Consider the following 18,940-nt stretch of genomic DNA (forward strand, 5'->3'; position numbering starts at 1 on the left):
TATTAATCTATAAAAAATTTTTATATCAGATAGTTAGGTGGAACAATGGATTACCGTGACTGGGAAATACTAAAGGTACTATATCAACAAAAAAATCTTACAAAAACAGCCCGCCTTTTATTTCTTACTCAGCCTGCATTAACAACTCGCTTAAAGCATATGCAGGAAGAATTAGGTGTTAAAATCGTAACCCGTGAAAGCAGGGGAGTACATTTTACCCCACAAGGAGAATATCTTGTCCATTGTGCGGAAGAGGCTCTTGCTCATTACGAAAAGATAAAAGAAAATGTCCAAAATATGAGTAACAATGAAAGTGATGAAGTAGTAGGTACGTTGAAATTGGGGGTATCTAATTTTTTCGCAAATTATGAACTTCCATATGTTTTGAAACTATTTAAAAAGCAATATCCTCATGTGGAATTTAAAGTAACAACGGGATGGAGCAGAGACGTAACACAACTTATACATAATAAGGATGTACATATCAGCTTTGTCCGTGGAGATTATGGCTGGCGTGGTTTATCGAAACATCAATTATTTGAGGAAACCATCTGCATTGCTTCAAAAAAAGAGTTTGAAATGGAGGACCTCCCTCGTCTTCCTAGAATCGAATATAAAGGTGATTACTTATTAAGATCAGTCATTGACCATTGGTGGGCAGAAAATTTTGCGCAAGCCCCCTTTATCAGTATAGAAGTGGACCAAGTAGATCCATGTAAGGAAATGGTTATCAATGGTTTAGGCTACGGCATTTTGTCCAGTAGAGTACTTACTGGAAAAGAAGACTTATTCAAAATCCACTTAACAGATCAAGAAGGAAATCCAATTTTGCGAAGAACGTGGATGTATTACCATGAAGAATCGCTGGAATGGAATGTGGTGAAGGCGTTCGTTCATTTTATTAAGAATTTTGATTGGAAAGATAATTGAATGGAACTGAAATTGATCGGGTCACGCAGACTACTTCTACGTGACCCATTTCTCTGCCTAGGCTGATTTGCGGTTACATTGGTTCCTTCTACGTAATTAATGGACTGCTAGTTTTAATATTCTAGTCTACAATCGTCACTCTAATATTTTTTTCTTCTAATTGTTGTTTTACTTGTTCGTTAATTTTTGAATCGACAATCATACAATCGATAGTGGACAGTGGTCCAATTTGAGAGAAGGCCCGTGTTCCAAACTTACTGGAATCAACCATTAGGATTTTTTCATCTGCTATTTCCATCATTTGCTTCTTTAACAATGCCTGCGATTCATTAAAGTCACTTAGTCCTTTTTCCAAATGAACGCCTTTACAGGATAGAAATGCCTTATGGACGTGATACATGCCAAGTGAACGTTCTGCAAGCGGTCCAACAAAGGAAAGGGATTGTGATAATAAAGTGCCTCCAGTGGATATCACTTTAATTTGTTCTTTTTTACTAAGTTCGATGGCTACTTTTATAGAGTTTGTAAGTACCGTTAAAGGCATATCAGGTAATTCCTTTGCTACATACCAAGCAGTTGTACTGGCATCTAGAACAATTTGGTCTCCAGATTCAATAATACGAACCGCTGCTTCAGCAATCGCCTTCTTCTCTGTTGCGTTAGTAATTTCTCTTTCTAAGTAGGAGGTTTCCGATTGATCTTTTTCTATACTTACCGCACCGCCATGGCTTCTCATTAATAGATTCTCTTTTTCAAGCTTTTCTAGGTCACGCCGAATGGTTTCCTCTGTTACTGAAAAAATCTTGCTAAGTTCGGTAACTCGTATACTCAATCGCTCATTGACTAATTCCACAATCTTTTTTTGTCTTTCTGCTACAAGCACAAATAATACCTCTTCCTGTTTTTTGTTTTATGTTTGTTTATATTTGTTTACTTATGTATTTTCTAAATAATATAACATATTTTTTGAAAACAAACATCCCAACTTCAAACAAAAGACTCAATAAGGCATTAAACCTTATTGAGCCTTTTGTTCTTATCTCTTTAATAAAACCTCATGCTCATACGCTATTACTTCTTCTAACCAGGATTCTCTTACTGGTACACCCATTTTCTCACAGTAGTAATCCCACACGGCACCAAATGGATAGGTTTTGAATTCTTCCATTAATGCTAATCTCTCTGTAAAGTTTCCACCTTCCTGCAGTTGTTTCAAATATTCATTAGGAACAAGCATTGCATAAAGTAACGCTTTAATCATATTGCGTGTTCCTATTGTCCACGCTGCAACACGGTTGATACTCGCATCGAAAAAATCAAGTCCGATGATGACCCGATTTAAGGCATCATTACGTACAATTTCTAATGCGATTTCTTTTAATTCATCATCAAGGATAACGACATGGTCACTGTCCCAACGAACAGGTCTTGATACATGTAATGCAACCTTCTCACTGAATAGAAGCATAGAAGAAATCTTATTTGAGACCGTTTCGGTTGGATGATAGTGACCTGTATCTAGTAAGCACAATTTGTTATTTTTCATCGCATAGTTTAAATAGAATTCGTGTGACCCAACCACATACGCTTCAGAACCGATACCAAACAACTTGCTTTCAACCGCATCCATGTTATACTTCTCGTCTGTTTTTACTGCAAAAATCTTATCCAATGATTCTTTTAATCTTTTTCTCGGAGTCAGCCGGTCACTTGGAGTATCCTTATATCCATCTGGAATCCAAATGTTTGTTAAGGCTGGAGTACCAAGTACTTTCCCAAAGTACTCCGAGATTTTCCTGCTGCCAATACAATGATTAATCCAAAATTCTCGAATTTCTTCGTTTGGATGTGAGAGTGTCAGCCCATCCGCTGCTTTTGGATGAGAGAAAAGAGTAGGATTGTAGTCTAAACCAAGTCCGTTTTCCTTTGCCCATTTTACCCAGTTTTCAAAGTGCTTTGGCTCCAATTGATCCCTTTCTACTACTTCTCCATTGGTTTCAGCATAAATCGCATGTAAGTTCACACGGTGCTTACCAGGAATAAGGGATAGTGCCTTTTCTAAGTCACTTCTTAATTCTTCTGGAGTTGTTGCTTTACCAGGATAGTTTCCTGTTACATCAATACCGCCTGATAATTCTTGTTTGTTTACTTCAAATCCGCCTACATCGTCACCTTGCCAGCAATGAATGGAAATAGGTACATTTTTTAAGGTTTCGATTACATCATCGACCCTTACTCCCCATTTTGCATAAGATTTTTTGGCAAGTTCAAAGTTTTCTTTAACAGTCATGTTCAATCTTCCTTCCTATTTTCAGCTTACGACCTGCTGGCTAGGTACATATTTTTTTACTTCAAAGGAGTTTTTGATAATTGCTCTAACGTCCTTAATATCTTCAATCTCTCCAAGGGCCATTAACTGGGCAGCAATATTACCAATTGCAGTTGCTTCTACAGGTCCTGCATATACCACTTTGTTGGTTACATTGGCAATAAGTTGATTCAGCATTTCATTTTGACAGCCCCCACCGATGACATTAATTTTTTCAAATCGCTTTTCAAGAATTTCCTCAATCTCGCTAACAGCTTCCTGATAACTTACTGCTAAACTGTCAAATACACATTTGGCAACTTCACCAGGCGTAGCAGGAATGTCTTGAGCAGTTTCCACACAATAATTCATGATTTCCTGCACCATGTTATCCGGTTTTAAGAAGCGGTCGTCATTTACATTCACAATTGCCTTAAAATCCTTTACATCTCTAGCTAAATTGACAAGCTCGGCAAAGGTATATTCATCGACGTAGTTTTGTTTTACCTCTTGAATCATCCAAAGGCCCATAATATTTTTCAAGAAACGGAATTGATAATCGATACCGCCTTCATTCGTAAAATTGCAGTCCATTGCCTTTGTCACACAAATTGGGAAGTAATTTTCTGTTCCTATTAATGACCAGGTACCTGAACTTATATAGATGGTATCATCCTGCTCTGGAACAGCGATCACCGCAGAACCTGTATCGTGTGTGGCCGGAAGAATGACCTGCAAATCGAATCCAAACTCTGAAACTAGTTCTTCCTTTAGGCTTCCTAGGATAGTTTTCGGTGCCTTAATTTCTTGGAACATTTCTTTATTAATACCTAATACATCTAGTAGCTCTTGATCCCACTTTTTTGTAAAAGCATTCAACAACTGTGTGGAGGTAGCATTGGTGTATTCGTTTACTTTTTTACCTGTTAACAGGTAATTGTAGTAGTCAGGAATCATTAAAAACGATTTTGCTTTTTCTAAAATATCCGGTGTTTTTTGTTTAATAGCATACAATTGATAGATCGTATTAAACTTCTGGAATTGGATCCCTGTTTCAAGATAAAGACGTTCCTTCATGACTTTTTCAAAAACCTTTTCCATCATTCCATCTGTTCTTGGGTCACGGTAGGAAACGGCCTCGGTAAGCAGTTGGTCGTTCACATCCAATAGAACAAAGTCAACTGCCCACGTATCAATTCCAATACTGTCTGGCTTAATCCCCATTTCCTTGCATTTTTTTAGGCCCTTTTTAATTTCTTGAAAAAGGTTATTCACTTCCCAGCAGAAGGAATCTCCATTTTGAACTATTTTGTTTTCAAAACGATGAATTCCGTATAATTTTAATAATCCTGCTTCAAGGTACCCTTGAATCAGTCTGCCGCTTGAGGCACCAATATCAACAGCTATACAATATTTTGTCATAACATCACCTTTCAGTTATAAGCCCATACTCTAATTTCTATGATACTTTTCCCTTTGAATAGATAACCCTCATATTGATCTGTTTATCGAAAACGCTTGCAAAAATAAATAATGAAATGAATATATAGCTGGTTCTAAGCATCTTCTGTTTCCGCCAATGTTCTTTAATAATTACTTCTATTTTTAAAACAAAATCTAGAGTAAATGATGCACTTATATTTGAAAATTCAGAAAACATCGTGTTTCCTATCATAACATAGGTTTGTTTCACAATTAATAGATACACAGTTAAAAGACGCCATCAGCTGATGTCTTTATTAATCCGAGTTGAAATTATTTGAGGTAAAAAACTTCCTCTAGTGGTTTAATTGGATCTGGTTCATTAAAATCAAAGGAACCTTTAACCATCTTTGAAGTAATGGCATTCCAACGGCTGCAGGCTTCACTTTTAGCAATGTAGTCGAAGGCGGCTTCCACATCATCACATTCAAAACAATAGAAAAACTGATTGCCATTTTGAAAGATAGAGTAATTTTTTATCCCTGCTTTGCTATGTTCTTCAAGGATTTCCGCCCATGGATTCAGATGCAGGTCAATATATTCCTCTAAAAACTCTTCTTTTATCTCCCAGGTCCAAGCGTATTTATTACTTTTTTCCATTTTTCTTTTCCTCCTTATGTTATAAAGTAACCGTTTTACAGTTTATCTCGTAAACGCAGCTGGTACACCGCCGTCAACCGTCAACATACATCCAGTCGTTCTATCAGATTTTGATGATGCGAAGAAGGCAATCGACTCTGCAATATCCTTTGGATAGATGTTCACTAGTAAAGTAGTCCGTTTACGATAGTGCTCTTCTAATTGATCGGGGTGAATTCCGTAAGCTTCGGCACGCTCCTCCCGCCATCTTGATCCCCAAATAGCAGAGCCTTGAAGCACTGCATCAGGAAGGACGGAGTTTACACGAATTCCATACTCGCCGCCTTCCGATGCAATACATCTTGCCAAATGGGTTTCAAGTGCTTTAACAGAACTGTAGGCGGCTGCATTTTTTCCTGCATACAAGGAGTTTTTCGAGCCGATAAACACCATGTTTCCACCAATATCTTGTTGCTTCATTTGCTTGAATGCTTCACGCGCAACTAAGAAGTAACCCGTTCCTAATACATTCATATTTAAATTCCACTCTTGTAAAGTCGTTTCATCGATTGGACTTGATGTTGCAAGACCAGCGTTGTTTACGATAATGTCTACTCCCCCAAATGTGAGGGCCGTTTGGTCAAATGCTGCTTGAACCTGCTCTTCTTTGGTTACATCCATCTTCACTGCAAGGGCACGGTTAGCACCGTATTTTTCATTAATTTCAGCGGCAACTTTTTCTGCCCCTTCAAGATTTAAATCTGCTACCACTAAATGTGCCCCTTCAGAAACAAAGCGACGGCATGTTTCGCTTCCAATTCCACCCGCACCACCAGTGACAAATGCTACTTTTCTTGAGAATTCTGCTTCAGCCGGGGTGAGTGTCAATTTATATAATTCTAACGGCCAATATTCTACGTTATAAGATTCATTTTCACTTAAAGAAACAAAGTTTCCTAGTGCAGTAGAACCTTTCATAACTGCAATCGCACGATGGTATAAGGCACCGCTCACTCTTGAATTGTTGACATCCTTACCTGAGTTCACCATCCCAACGCCAGGAATGAGAATAACACGTGGAGCTGGTTCAATCATTTTATCGCCTTCATTTTTGTTGCGTTCGAAGTATTCTTTGTACGCTGCTTTGAAGCTAGAAATTCCTTCTTTAACACTAGCTATTAAGGAATCTACATCCTTTGTTTGTGGATTCCAATTAATATAAAGTGGGACCATTTTTGTATGAACTAGATGATCAGGGCAGGCAGCACCGATTTGGGAAAGCTCAGGTGCTTGATAGCTGTTAACAAATTGAAGAACGTCTTCCCCTCGGTCATAGGTTAGCAGCATTTTCTTTTCACCGCTTACGGCTCCGCGAATTACAGGCATTACTTTTGCTAGTATACTTGTGGCATATTCATTAGAAAGAGATTCATATTTTTCTCCGCCAAATACATTATCTGTATCAATTCTAGTTTTTATATATTGTTCAGCTTCATTAATAATCTCAATTGTTTTAGCATACGAATCTTCAGACGTTTCTCCCCATGTGACTAGACCGTGTTTTTCCATTAATACTAGCTCAGCATTTGGGTTACTTACTACTCCCTGGGCAATCATTTTAGAAAGGGTAAAACCTGGGCGTACATATGGAACCCAAACAAAACGACTTCCAAAAATCTCTTCAGCAAGATCTTTGCCATTATCTGCACAGCAAAGGCTGATTATGGCATCTGGATGAGTATGGTCCACATGTTTAAATGGTAAGAACGCATGTAATAAGGTTTCGATTGATGCTCTTGGATGCGTGCTGTCAATCATACAATGTGAAAGATAGGCAACCATATCTTCATCAGACATTTCTTCCCGTTCGAATAATGGACGAATATCTTCTAAATTAAGAGCTGTAAAATTATGTGCCTTCATTGTCGCTAGATCCGATCCACTGCCTTTTACCCACATCACCTCAATTTCACGGCCACGGAAATCCTTTTCAATTGTCTTCATCGATGTATTGCCGCCACACCAGTTACATACGGCACGATCTGAACCAATTAAATTAGAACGATAAACTAATTCGTTTACTCCTTTTGTTACCTTTGAAGCTTTCTCTTGATTCCATAAATTCTGTACCATCAGATCCGATCCTCTCCGTTCTTTGTGTTTGTTATCTTCCGTTTTATTATATTATATATTTGTTTATATTTGAATATATAAACAATTAACTTTGTTTTATGTTTGTTTTTGTGGTTTTTTTAAATTTCCATAAAAATAAAGGCCTACCAATAAGGCAGACCTTTATTTTATAAATCATCTATAACAATTTATGCAGCTTTCACAGTGCCATGTACACCGACTATTTAGAAACCGGTTGAACTGAACAACACGCGGATGAAGTGGACATTGATTCGACATCACCTTTTGTATAGAAGAACTCCCATTCGTTTCCGTCTGGGTCTGTAACCCAAAATTTGTCTTGAGTGGCGTAACAACATGTAACATCCATCTCTTCCCTTGCAAAAAATCCTAATCCTTCTAAACGTTCTTTGTGTTTCATGACTTCTTCTTTATTTTCCACTTGAAAACCGAAGTGTCCCACCTGATTTCCTGAGACTTCGTCTTTTAAATTTAGTGTGAAATTGAGGCCTGGATCTTCAAGTAAAAACTTTGCATAGTCTGGCTTTACTTTCAATGGCTCTGCATTAAACACTTTAATATAAAATTCAATCGAACTATTTAGATCCGTTACGTTTATTCCAACATGCATTTTCATCAGTAGCCCTCCATTTGATTCCAGTTATTTTTATTTATCATTTAGCAGCAAGAAGATTGTTGTTCATCGGTTGTTCCACAGCAAGTTATGCTAGCCTCAGAAATCCCGCAACATGATTCCTCTTGAGTGTCCTCCACCTCTTTAATTTCTACACCACAACAGTCTGATGACTTAGAAGCTTTACCAGTTAGCTTTTTAATAAAATTCATTTTACTCATCTCCTTAATGTTTAATTTCAACTACATCAATTTTTTTTGATTAAATAACTATAAATCAACTTTTTTTGATTTTATAACCTCAGTATATTAGTAATTTTTGCTAATTGCAACCCCTTTATCAAAAAAAATTGATATTTTATTCAAGTAAATAATTTTGGATTTTTAACGATGTGATTGATTAAATCAACAACAATTCAATATGTCCTTTCAACTGGTTCCATCTATATATTATGTACGTGGGGCTTGTGAGAATTCTATTCCTGTAGGTTGATTTATTACATCATATTCTTTCAGTTAATTTAATCATTAAATAAATCAATTTTTTTTGATAAATTTGTTGACACAAGAAAATATTGGATATAATATAATGACATCAAGAATATTTGATTTAAGGAGTAGGTGAGAAAACAATGGCAGAAGAATTTCAATTACAAGACATTTCATTGGAAAGAGTATTTGAAGAATATGAGTTAAAATTTAAAGCGATTGCTGATAAAAAGAGACTTCAGATCATGAATATTTTAACTCAAAAAGGCGCTATGTGTGTTTGCGATTTAGCTCCATTGATTGATATGGCTCAATCTAAATTGTCTTATCATTTAAAGATTTTATTAGATGCCAATATTATAACAAAAGAAACACGCGGTACATGGAGCTACTACGAACTGAACCAAGAAGAACTCAATCATTTGTTATCCCATGAACTTTGTTGTCTATTCAAACCAACCTGCTGATAAATTTTTTTAAATTATTCATCAATTTTTTTTGATTAATATATCAATATAATTTGATTAATAGGAGGAACTCACATGTTTAATGAGTATACAGTATTTAAAATGATGAAATTACGCCAGGAAGAAACAGAAAGAAATGCAAGAGATACATGGAACAAATATGTTGAAATGGAAGGGGAGAACAATGCTAAAGAAGGAACCTTTCTAGTTAAACCATCGGTTAACCAGTGCTGCCCGTGTGCCTGTGCTTAAAAAATAGGATTTGTTCGGACATAACATCAAATTTATTTGATTAACAATTTGTTTTAGGAGGAATTAATTATGTATCATTATAACTACGGAGTATTAATTAAGGAAAAACAAATAGAATTGGAAAAGAAATCAATGGGAGCTTGGAAGTTTGTTGGCATTAAACATGAATCCTTTTTTCAAAAGATAGCTAGTAAATTTTTTACCAAAAATAACAAAACAGAACAAACCACTAAAAACTATTGTGTTTGCAGCGAATGCTAGGGGGAATTGATCATGTGGTTAGACACGCTTAAAAGTTTTCTATCTATTGCACTTGAGTTAACGGTCCTGTTTATTGTTATATCATTTTTCATTAGTCTTCTTCAAGGATATATCCCTTACGAGAAGATTGAAAAGAAGTTAGCTGGAAAAAACAAACTGATCGCCGCCTTTGCTGCCATTATCTTTGCCTTTATAACACCCTTTTGTTCCTGTTCCACAATTCCAGTCGTTGTAAATATGTTAAAAAAGAAAATGCCATTTGGGATAGTAATGATTTTTCTATTTGCCTCCCCTGTCCTTGACCCTACAATTTTGACCATTATGGGTGTAGCTCTTGGATGGAAGGTGACAGCTATCTATACGCTTTTAACCACAGTTTTTTCAATCATCATTGGCTTTACTCTTGAGAAATTAGGATTCGAAAAGTCAGTAAAAAATGTTGTAATGACCGGTTATCAAGAACAGCATCAAAAATTTAATGTTAAATTGGCTTTATTGGAAACCCTTAATTTAATGAAAAGTGTTTATCCCTATTTATTAATCGGTGCTGCAATTGGAGCTGTGATCCACGGGTTAGTTCCAACAGAATGGATTTCAAGTGTGTTTGGCCGAGACCATTGGTGGCTAATACCTATCGCAGCCATTATAGGAATTCCTTTATATATTCGTCTTTCCAGTATGATTCCAATTTCACAAATGCTTATTGCAAAAGGAATGGCGTTAGGACCAGTGATGGCCATGATTATCAGTTCAGCAGGTGCTAGTTTGCCAGAAGTGATTCTTTTAAAATCAATCTTTAAAAAGCAATTAGTCGTTACATTTGTTTTATCAGTGGTGGTCATGTCCACTATTTCAGGTTTTATTTTCTACCTAATCTAAATATGCTCTTTAAAAAAGGATGTCAAAGCTTCTGTCATTTGCAGTGCTGTTTTGAGCACCAATTTTATTGACCTTTATAAGCTGGTCGATAAAAAGCTGCCGATTCCCGCATCTTATGATCAAAAGAGTCCACACTTATTGGTTGGGGAATTAGGCTAAGCAGCCGAGCTGATAATAGACGGAGAAATTCCGCTTATTTAAAAATTATTAATAAAAAGAGCTGAAATAGAGGGAGAAATTCCGCCTATTGATTCAAAAAATGCGAAAATGGGGGCTTTTTCTTTGCATAACCGGAAAATCTCCCCTTATTTTCCCCGAAATTAGCTCCATTCTATATTTAACAGGAAAATCTCCCCTTATTTTATTTACTTTTGCTGCTTACTCTATTAAGTACAAGACATCTAGCACCTCTAAACGGAACCCTTTAAATTCCCCATTTAACAATCACTTTCATTTCCTAACAGAACAATAGCATTCGCTTCTTGGCTAAAATCAAGCTTTAGGTCACCTGTATAGGGCTCAATCTCAGGTTCGATAGCTACTGCAATTTCATTTATAGTTACGATTGTATCATTTTTTTCCGGCTCATCCAGAGCCAGTCCTACTTGTGGTCCGCCTCAGCCAAAGCCTGCAAAATAGACACGGATGTTATCGGCATCGTGATCTTCGAACAGTTGCTTCAATATATCACGAGCTTGATCTGTGATAATCATATTTTCCTCACCTTTCAAAAAATTCACTTTCTTATTTTACTAGTTTTCTTTTATATATGAAATACGCGTAATGCTTTTATTCTCCTGTTTCAGCAAAACGCTTAATTCGATCACCAATTTCATCACGGACACGTTGAAAGAATGCCCATTTTTCTTCCTCTGTTCCTTCTGCTTTTGCTGGATCATCAAAGCCCCAGTGAACCCGTTTTACATGTGGAGGAGTGACAGGACAGTGATCTGCAGCATGCCCGCACAATGTAACAACTAAGTCAGCGTTATTCAATATAGTAGGATCAATTACATCAGATGTTTGTTTAGAGATGTCAATGCCAGCTTCCTTCATTGCTTTAACTGCGTTAGGGTTTAAGCCATGTGCCTCAAGACCAGCACTTTTAACCTCCCACTCACTGCTCAAATGTTTCTTAGCCCACCCCTCTGCCATTTGGCTACGGCAAGAATTTCCTGTACATAAGAAATAAATTGTTTTTTTGTTTTCCATGTTGTACTCCACCTTTATTATTAGTTTTAGGCTGCATTTTCTTTGAAATATTTTCGTTTAAACCATAAAGCCACGTTGACTAACGCAATCATGACAGGTACTTCTACTAGTGGTCCAATTACAGCTGCAAAGGCCGCACCCGAATGAATTCCAAATACACCAACAGCAACAGCTATTGCTAACTCAAAGTTATTACTACCAGCAGTAAATGCAAGGGTTGTTGTTACAGGGTAGTTTGCTCCGATTTTCTTCCCCATAAAAAAGGAAACAAAGAACATGATTACAAAGTAAATTAATAACGGAATAGCGATACGGACAACATCTAATGGCAAGCTAACGATTGCGTCCCCTTTTAATGAGAACATAAGGATGATTGTAAATAGCAAAGCAATCAAAGTTATAGGACTAATTTTTGGAATAAATACCTTCTCGTACCACTGTCTGCCTTTTGCTTTTACCATTGTAAAGCGTGTAATCATTCCAGCGAGAAAAGGAATTCCTAAATAAATGAATACTGATTTCGCTACTTCAAGCATTGTAATATTGACAACTGCCCCTTGAATTCCGATCCATTCTGGGATAATAGTCACAAACACATAAGCATACACGGAAAAGAAAAGCATTTGGAAGATTGAATTGAATGCGACTAATCCAGCTGCATACTCGGTATCTCCTTTTGCTAGGTCATTCCAAACAATAACCATAGCAATACAACGGGCTAAACCAATCATAATAAGGCCAACCATGTACTCTGGTTTATCTGGAAGAAAGATAATAGCTAATAAAAACATAAGGATTGGCCCAATGATCCAGTTTTGTACCAGGGACAAAGTGAGGACCTTAACATCTTTAAAAACACGCCCAATTTCCTCATAACGAACTTTTGCTAACGGAGGGTACATCATTAAAATTAAACCAATAGCAAGTGGAATGGATGTAGTTCCTACCTGTAAACTATTCATGTTATCTACAAAGCCTGGAAAGACAAATCCTAATCCAATCCCTATAGCCATAGCTAGAAAAATCCATAGTGTAAGGTACCTATCAAGAAAAGATAAGCGTTTTTTCTCTAAATTACTCAATTTTTTCACTCCCTTTTGTTAACAACCACACCGAAGCGTAGGATTGTTTTTTTCAATCTGTTTAATTTTATCAATCTGGTCTGGTACGTGTTCCAAGATATCTTCAATCATTCCATAAAGGTCAGTTTGCTGGTTCAGTGAATAATAAATCCACTGACCTCTTCGTTCTTCCTTAACCATTCCCGCATCCTTTAATTTACGAAGATGCTGACTGATGGATGGCTGGCTCATCTCAAATACTTCAAGGAATTCACAGACGCAGCACTCACGTTGTTTTAAGATGGCAATAATAGATAAACGTGTTTTATCACCTAATAATTTCAAGACGTTCGCCGCACGATCCAAATCAACCTTTGATTTCAGCATCAATAACCCCTCCTCCGTTACATAAGCAAATAATAATTTACTTATATAATAGTAAAATATGCTTTAAAATTTCTGTTAGACTTTAGCAACTTATACATTTTATATAGAAATTAACATATAACTATTTGCTTATATATTAAAACAACGAACAAATGAATTCAAGAACTTAAATGTAAAGTTTTCGTAAAAAAACAGATTGAAATTAGACTACAATATTTTCTCCATCTCCATGACATCAACAAATTTACCATCAAGAATTCCTTGGTTTTTAAATACTCCTACTTCCCTAAAACCCATTTTTGTATATAATCCCTGTCCTAATTGATTAAATGGAAAAGTAAACAAAACTATTTTATGAAAGCCATTTTCTTTAGCAAGGAATTCAAGTTCAGCTAAAAGCTTTTTGCCAATTCCCTTACCTCTAAATTCTCTGGAAATATAAGCAGAAAGATCGGCAACCCCGTCATAAGCACATCGGTTATTGTATTGATTCAAAGAAGCCCAGCCAACAATTTGATCTTCATATACTGCTACAATCACCTTATATCGACCCTGATGCTTCTCAAACCACTCCTTCATATAGGAGATATCTTTTGTTTCCGTTTCAAGCGTGGCAACTCTATCTTCGATACCTTGATTGTAAATAGATTGTATGGACGGAAGATCCAATTCTTCTGCTATTCGTATAACTACTTCTGCCATCATTCACATCTCCTTTAATAAAAATCACATTCTATTTACTAATACACTAGTACAATGAAAAATTTATTTCAATTCCTTATAGGTAACTTTCTTGTAAAAGTGACGTCTAACAATATGGATGTTAGAATTTTCAGAATTATTATTAACAAAAGTAGAAAAAGGGGGATTTTAATGAAATTGATATTAGTCATTTTATCATATGTGGGTTTTCTTATCTTTCTTGGTTGGACCATTGTTGCATCAAAGAAAAAAACAGGTAAAACGAAAGTTCAAATGATTGGTACTGGTGCCTTTCTTCTCTTAACCTTTGGGGCACTTTTCTCTTATCAAAATGACTCAACTAAAGAAGTAAAACCACCCAAAGTGGTAACGACAGTGGCCAAAACAACGTCTGAAGAAAAGCCTAAAGCTGAAGAACAAAACAAAGCAAATGAACAAAAGCCTACAGAGGAGCAGCCCAAAGAAGAACCTGTTGATAAGCGTGTTGCCATTGATCAGGGGCCAGGAAGTAAAGTAAGAGGCCCTGCCAATCCACACTATTTAATGGATGTCACATATGATTCTAGTAATCATGTAATAAAGGGCAGCTTGAGTGTCGATTTTCTTAATAACTTAGATGTAGATTTAACAAGCTTGTATTTCAACGTATGGGCAAATGCTAACACCTATTTATTAAAGACTAAAAAAGATGCTAATGTGACATTTGACCAAATAAAGGTAAATGGACAGCCCGCAACCTATTCCCTTGAAGGCACCACTCTACATATATCTAAAATGAGTGTGAAAAAGAAAGAAAAAGCTAAGGTTGAAATGACTTTTTCAGTGACTGTTCCAGAAGCATTGGACCGCTTTGGCTGGAATAAAACGACCACCTCGTTAGGGAACTGGTTTCCTATTCTTGCCGTTTATGATAATGAGGGGTGGAACGCAGACCCTTATTTCAACGGCGGAGAATCTTTTTATTCATTAACAGGACAATTTGATGTAACCTTGACTACTGAAAAAGAGCAAATCATTGCTACTACAGGAACCGAGGTCGGAGCTCCGAAGATTAACGGAGCATTAGCTACTCATCAATATAAGGCTGAAAATGTCCGGGATTTTGCAATGGAAATGGATCCTACCTATAAGATAAAACAAACGAAGGTCGGAAATGTAAATGTGAATGTTTACTATAAAGATGAACATGCGGAATATGTAGATTTAATGGAATACGGCAGTAAGAGTCTTGAATTATTCAGTGAAAAGTTTGGAGTCTATCCATGGCCTGATCTGGATATTTGTGCAATGGAAGGCTGGTTTGGTGGGATGGAGTATCCACAGCTTGTCATGATATCTATACCCTCCGACGGGAAAGCGGCTAGAATTGATTCTACAACCGCACATGAGATTGGTCATCAATGGTTTTATGGAATAATCGGGAATAATGAATTTGATGAACCATGGTTAGATGAATCCTTTGCAAGTTATGCTGCAGCTTTATTCGACAAATCTTTAGATTCTAGTATGCCAGTGGAAGAAGCGCGATTAGCAGACGCTCACCTAACTCATTCCATTGATCAATTCTATGAAAATGGAACAGAAAGTAACCGAAACTATTATTACACGATATATTCGTACGGAGCCCAGACGGTGGATGACCTTCGAAAGGAGCTAGGGGACGATCAATTCTATGCTTCAATAAAAGCCTATTTCAAAGCAATGAAGTTTGGTGTTTCTACTACGGCTGATTTTATTCGAATTATGCAGGAAACAAGTAAACGTGATTTAACTAAATTTTTCGAAGCCCACCGAATTTTCCCTGCAGACCAAGAGGTTGTGGAGGTTAGCTCTTAACTACAAACAAGGAAAAAGGTTATTGAGTTTAGAAATTCTCAATGACCTTTTAATATTTTATTATATTATATTAGCTCGTTATTGATTAGCTTTAACAGGTCATTAATATCATAAGGATTATACTTTTTAACGATCTCAGAAAAATGAGATACCCTTTTTAATGTATCAATACTTTCAATAGGGTGAGAACCAGCTGCACTTTCTGCGGAAAGCATCACAGCATTTGTTCCATCTAACACAGCTTGAAAGATATCGGTTACCTCTGCTCTAGTTGGAACAGCATTTTCAGTCATGGATTGCAACATTTGGGTTGCAGTAACCACATACTTCCCTACTTTGTTACATTCATCTAATATTGCTTTTTGAATTAGAGGAATCCATTGAAAAGGCAATTCGACTCCTAAGTCACCTCGTGCAATCATTATGGCATCTGCTTTTCCACTTATTTCTTTAAAGTTTTGTAAGGCTTCAAGGGTTTCAATCTTCGCCATAACTTTAGGAGGATTCGGTGTTCTCTGTTTCAAAAACTCGCGAATATTTTCAATATGTGTAGGTTTCCTAATAAAGGAACAAGCAATAAAGTCTACTTGATTATTAATAAGAAATTGTATATCTTGCTTGTCCTTTTCTGTAATGGCCGGCAATGATAGAGCTGTGCCGGGAACATTAATTCCTTTTCTAGATGAAATCGTTCCTCCTACTTTTACGACACACTTAATAGAATCTGCACCGATCTCAGATACCGTTAATTCAACCTCACCATCATTGATTAGAATTTTACTCCCTTTTTTAACGTCATGAACTAGTCCCTTGTAGTCAATACTCCCTACTTTATTATTACCAACTACCTCATCTTTTGTTAATATAAATTGATCACCTTCTTGAAGGTGGATGCTGTCATCAGAAAACTGACCTAACCTAATTTTAGGACCTTGAAGATCACCTAGAATTTTTATTTCCTTGCCTTTTTCTTCACTTATTGAACGTACGAGTTGGATTACATCATCGTGGCTTTGGTGATTTCCATGAGAAAGGTTTAAACGGATCATTGTCATGCCATGATCGATGAGTTCAGAAATGACCTCTCGACTATTACTAGCTGGTCCAATAGTACATATACGATCTATCATATTCAACCTCCTTTTCAAAAACCAGTTATAGTATGTCCAGATAGATCAAAGTTACAAAACTGTTATTGATCTCTTTTGGTATCAGCTGGATGAATGGATCTTTTAAACCTGTTCTTTCATAATGCTATAAATGCCGGCTGCAACTTTTTTGATATCACACTGTATATCTCTCACATTCAGAAGGACCACGATTGAAGTTTTATCATCATAATACACATGGAGCGACTCCCAGCCTCCAACAACCCCTCTGCTGTAAACTCTGTCATCTGCATGATAAAGGCCTAAGCCATAACTCGATTTTGGCCCTGGTGCCACCATTTCCTTTATACTTTTGTTTGAAATGAGCTTACCGTTCATTAAAGCTTCATCAAACAGACTTAAATCAAGTGCGGTAGCGTAAATATCTCCACATCCAAAAAGTAAATGCGTATTCAGTTTACTTGAATGGATAAACCGTCCTGCAATTTTGATATATCCTTTAGAGGAAAATGGAGCAGGTTTTTCGAAGGTAATAAAACCTGCGTTGACCATGGATGCCTTATTAAAAATATTTTTCTTGATATATTCATGCAAAGGTAGCCCTGACACTTGTTCCACGATATGGCCAAGGACGATGTAATTAATATCGTTATAATCCCATTTTGTACCTGCAGGGAATTTACTTCCTCTATTTCCAGCCAGCTTGATAAGATCCTTAGGCTCCTTCTCCCCTACGTGCCCAATCGGTGGACGGATTCCCGAAGTATGATTTAACAAATGGACGATTTTTATATTTTCCGGAAGATAAGGGACATATTCTGATATTGAATCTTGGATCCTCAACTTACCGATTTCTTGAAGCTGAAGAATACAGACAGCAACAATTGTTTTCGTTATCGAACCAACCGGATATGTAGTGGATGGACTATTTAACGTTCGATTAGAAAGGTCTGAGTATCCGATTCCTTCAGAAAAAAACTTCTTATTGTTTTTTAATACCACAACACTCCCACTGATATGGTTGGTTAGTAAATATTCTCTAATCTTATGCTGAATATGCTTTTCCTTTGAGTCTGGTATTACTGAATTATTTTTATACTCGGCTGAAACATGATGGAAAGGCTTAAAAGAGTCTTGAATAAAAAGGGCTTCAGAGGTATTGCTTCTGGAAAGTCCGAAGGTTAAAAAATAGATCAGAAGATATTTATACTTCATGGTAAATCCTCATCTTCAAGTATTATTTTAACAATTGATTTATGGTTTATATTGAGTAAAAAAATAATAAATTATCCTTCGCAAAAGTACAAATACCGACGATTTTTTCTATGAATTGGAGGAAACGGAGAAAAAGGATTATCTTCTATAAATTGTTGTAGTTAGCCCGCATACATAACGGCATCAATATCAATTTCTGATAGCCTTTTTTCTACTTCCAAAGGGTAGCAATAGAAAAATGTAGTTGGATCCTGAAATAGGTATATAGACCAGAGGAAAAAAGAAGGATTTTACTTTCCTTTTGCATCTCTTAAAATACTTAGAAGGAGGTAGAGTAACATGTTCAAAAGAGTGATCATCCTTGTGGTGCTCTCATCTATACTTTTAGCTTTAGTATTCATAAGAGATCATAAAGTTGCTCCTATTAATACAAGTACTAAAAGCAACAGTTCTTCTGGGTTTACTACGGTGGAATACAAGATTAGCAATATTAATGGTAATCAATATTACGGAAAAAGTGATGACGGGACAGAAATTCATTTTTCTTCCAAAAAAATCCTTTCGGGTGATAAGATACAAGTACATGATAAGGTCATATGCTATTTTGAAAAAAACAATTTAGGTAAAGGTTTAGTAAGAGTCGAAAAGTATTAACTTCACAAGGAGCCTCCTTGTGTGCTTCTCCTCACATAATACGAGGGGCAGTTTAAAGGAAAAACTAGTCATAACTGAATTCATTAAATATTCGAGAAAAGATATTAGTCATTAAATAGAGTACGTTGTAAGAAAAATGGGGTTACATGGATGCAAAAGCTAATGAATAGAGGTAAGCAAAAGAAAAATTATACAGTGACTGAATATTATTGAAACAACAAAAAAAGGCTAAAACCCTATATATATCAAGGAGTTTAGCCTTCCATATTATTTGACCTGTGAGGGGTTCGAACCTCCGACCTCACCCCTGTAAAGATTGTAAAGTGAATAAGATTATAACACTTATTATGT

At 36.3% G+C, this 18,940-nt stretch carries 20 protein-coding genes; 7 read left to right on the forward strand and 13 right to left on the reverse strand.

Features of this window, described 5'->3' with window-relative positions; translation table 11 throughout:
- Nucleotides 1-45: 45 nt before the first annotated feature.
- Nucleotides 46-930, forward strand: coding sequence for a LysR family transcriptional regulator (locus RCG25_RS19380; RefSeq protein WP_308080456.1), 885 nt, complete (start codon nucleotides 46-48; stop codon nucleotides 928-930).
- Nucleotides 931-1,051: 121 nt separating this feature from the next.
- On the opposite strand, the gene RCG25_RS19385 is transcribed toward RCG25_RS19380, so the two are convergent.
- From RCG25_RS19385 to RCG25_RS19415, 7 genes are all read right to left on the reverse strand, one after another.
- Nucleotides 1,052-1,813 carry a DeoR/GlpR family DNA-binding transcription regulator gene (locus RCG25_RS19385; RefSeq protein ID WP_308080457.1) on the reverse strand — a complete coding sequence of 254 codons (762 nt, stop codon included), beginning with the start codon at nucleotides 1,811-1,813 and terminating at the stop codon, nucleotides 1,052-1,054.
- A 153-nt stretch (nucleotides 1,814-1,966) separates the two neighbouring features.
- Nucleotides 1,967-3,220: an L-rhamnose isomerase gene (gene rhaA / locus RCG25_RS19390; RefSeq protein WP_308080458.1), complete on the reverse strand. Its 1,254-nt coding sequence runs from the start codon at nucleotides 3,218-3,220 to the stop codon at nucleotides 1,967-1,969.
- A gap of 21 nt (nucleotides 3,221-3,241) precedes the next feature.
- Nucleotides 3,242-4,660: a rhamnulokinase gene (gene rhaB / locus RCG25_RS19395; protein ID WP_308080459.1), complete on the reverse strand. Its 1,419-nt coding sequence runs from the start codon at nucleotides 4,658-4,660 to the stop codon at nucleotides 3,242-3,244.
- Between the two features lie 333 nt (nucleotides 4,661-4,993).
- Nucleotides 4,994-5,320, reverse strand: coding sequence for an L-rhamnose mutarotase (locus tag RCG25_RS19400; protein WP_308080460.1), 327 nt, complete (start codon nucleotides 5,318-5,320; stop codon nucleotides 4,994-4,996).
- A gap of 42 nt (nucleotides 5,321-5,362) precedes the next feature.
- The gene (locus RCG25_RS19405) at nucleotides 5,363-7,432 is read right to left on the reverse strand and encodes a bifunctional aldolase/short-chain dehydrogenase (RefSeq protein ID WP_308080461.1); all 2,070 of its coding nucleotides are present in this window, start codon (nucleotides 7,430-7,432) and stop codon (nucleotides 5,363-5,365) included.
- 220 nt (nucleotides 7,433-7,652) lie between these two features.
- Nucleotides 7,653-8,072, reverse strand: a complete 420-nt coding sequence (locus RCG25_RS19410; RefSeq protein ID WP_308084225.1) for an ArsI/CadI family heavy metal resistance metalloenzyme — start codon at nucleotides 8,070-8,072, stop codon at nucleotides 7,653-7,655.
- Between the two features lie 38 nt (nucleotides 8,073-8,110).
- The gene (locus RCG25_RS19415) at nucleotides 8,111-8,278 is read right to left on the reverse strand and encodes a hypothetical protein (protein WP_308080462.1); all 168 of its coding nucleotides are present in this window, start codon (nucleotides 8,276-8,278) and stop codon (nucleotides 8,111-8,113) included.
- A gap of 419 nt (nucleotides 8,279-8,697) precedes the next feature.
- Between RCG25_RS19415 and RCG25_RS19420 the strand changes: the two genes are divergently transcribed.
- The 4 genes from RCG25_RS19420 to RCG25_RS19435 all read left to right on the forward strand — a co-directional run bounded on the left by RCG25_RS19420 (nucleotide 8,698) and on the right by RCG25_RS19435 (nucleotide 10,413).
- Nucleotides 8,698-9,021, forward strand: coding sequence for an ArsR/SmtB family transcription factor (locus tag RCG25_RS19420; RefSeq protein ID WP_308080463.1), 324 nt, complete (start codon nucleotides 8,698-8,700; stop codon nucleotides 9,019-9,021).
- Between the two features lie 75 nt (nucleotides 9,022-9,096).
- Nucleotides 9,097-9,273: a hypothetical protein gene (locus tag RCG25_RS19425; RefSeq protein WP_308080464.1), complete on the forward strand. Its 177-nt coding sequence runs from the start codon at nucleotides 9,097-9,099 to the stop codon at nucleotides 9,271-9,273.
- Between the two features lie 69 nt (nucleotides 9,274-9,342).
- Nucleotides 9,343-9,534: a hypothetical protein gene (locus RCG25_RS19430; protein WP_308080465.1), complete on the forward strand. Its 192-nt coding sequence runs from the start codon at nucleotides 9,343-9,345 to the stop codon at nucleotides 9,532-9,534.
- A 12-nt stretch (nucleotides 9,535-9,546) separates the two neighbouring features.
- Entirely contained in the window at nucleotides 9,547-10,413 is an 867-nt protein-coding gene (locus RCG25_RS19435) for a permease (RefSeq protein ID WP_308080466.1), read from the forward strand.
- Between the two features lie 789 nt (nucleotides 10,414-11,202).
- Here the strand turns inward: RCG25_RS19435 and arsC are convergent.
- From arsC to RCG25_RS19455, 4 genes are all read right to left on the reverse strand, one after another.
- On the reverse strand, nucleotides 11,203-11,625 hold the full coding sequence (gene arsC, locus RCG25_RS19440; RefSeq protein WP_308080467.1) for an arsenate reductase (thioredoxin): 423 nt from the start codon (nucleotides 11,623-11,625) through the stop codon (nucleotides 11,203-11,205).
- 26 nt (nucleotides 11,626-11,651) lie between these two features.
- Nucleotides 11,652-12,707: an ACR3 family arsenite efflux transporter gene (arsB, locus tag RCG25_RS19445; protein ID WP_308080468.1), complete on the reverse strand. Its 1,056-nt coding sequence runs from the start codon at nucleotides 12,705-12,707 to the stop codon at nucleotides 11,652-11,654.
- Between the two features lie 18 nt (nucleotides 12,708-12,725).
- Nucleotides 12,726-13,073, reverse strand: coding sequence for an ArsR/SmtB family transcription factor (locus RCG25_RS19450; RefSeq protein WP_308080469.1), 348 nt, complete (start codon nucleotides 13,071-13,073; stop codon nucleotides 12,726-12,728).
- Between the two features lie 207 nt (nucleotides 13,074-13,280).
- Nucleotides 13,281-13,775 (reverse strand): arsinothricin resistance N-acetyltransferase ArsN1 family A, encoded by a 495-nt coding sequence (locus RCG25_RS19455; RefSeq protein WP_308084226.1) that lies wholly within the window; start codon nucleotides 13,773-13,775, stop codon nucleotides 13,281-13,283.
- Nucleotides 13,776-13,946: 171 nt separating this feature from the next.
- Here RCG25_RS19455 and RCG25_RS19460 point away from each other — a divergent pair, with 171 nt between their 5' ends.
- Complete coding sequence (locus RCG25_RS19460; RefSeq protein ID WP_308080470.1) at nucleotides 13,947-15,611, forward strand: M1 family metallopeptidase; 1,665 nt, start codon at nucleotides 13,947-13,949, stop codon at nucleotides 15,609-15,611.
- 65 nt (nucleotides 15,612-15,676) lie between these two features.
- Here the strand turns inward: RCG25_RS19460 and pyk are convergent, their stop codons facing one another.
- Together pyk and RCG25_RS19470 are read right to left on the reverse strand one after the other, a co-directional pair.
- A complete protein-coding gene (pyk, locus tag RCG25_RS19465) occupies nucleotides 15,677-16,741 on the reverse strand; it encodes a pyruvate kinase (RefSeq protein ID WP_308080471.1) in 1,065 nt (354 codons plus the stop codon).
- A gap of 102 nt (nucleotides 16,742-16,843) precedes the next feature.
- Nucleotides 16,844-17,935 carry a serine hydrolase domain-containing protein gene (locus RCG25_RS19470; protein ID WP_308080472.1) on the reverse strand — a complete coding sequence of 364 codons (1,092 nt, stop codon included), beginning with the start codon at nucleotides 17,933-17,935 and terminating at the stop codon, nucleotides 16,844-16,846.
- A 339-nt stretch (nucleotides 17,936-18,274) separates the two neighbouring features.
- Between RCG25_RS19470 and RCG25_RS19475 the strand changes: the two genes are divergently transcribed.
- Entirely contained in the window at nucleotides 18,275-18,589 is a 315-nt protein-coding gene (locus RCG25_RS19475) for a hypothetical protein (protein WP_308080473.1), read from the forward strand.
- The last annotated feature ends 351 nt before the right edge of the window (nucleotides 18,590-18,940 follow it).

The organism is Neobacillus sp. PS2-9 (genome assembly GCF_030915525.1).
Lineage (GTDB): Bacteria > Bacillota > Bacilli > Bacillales > Cytobacillaceae > Neobacillus.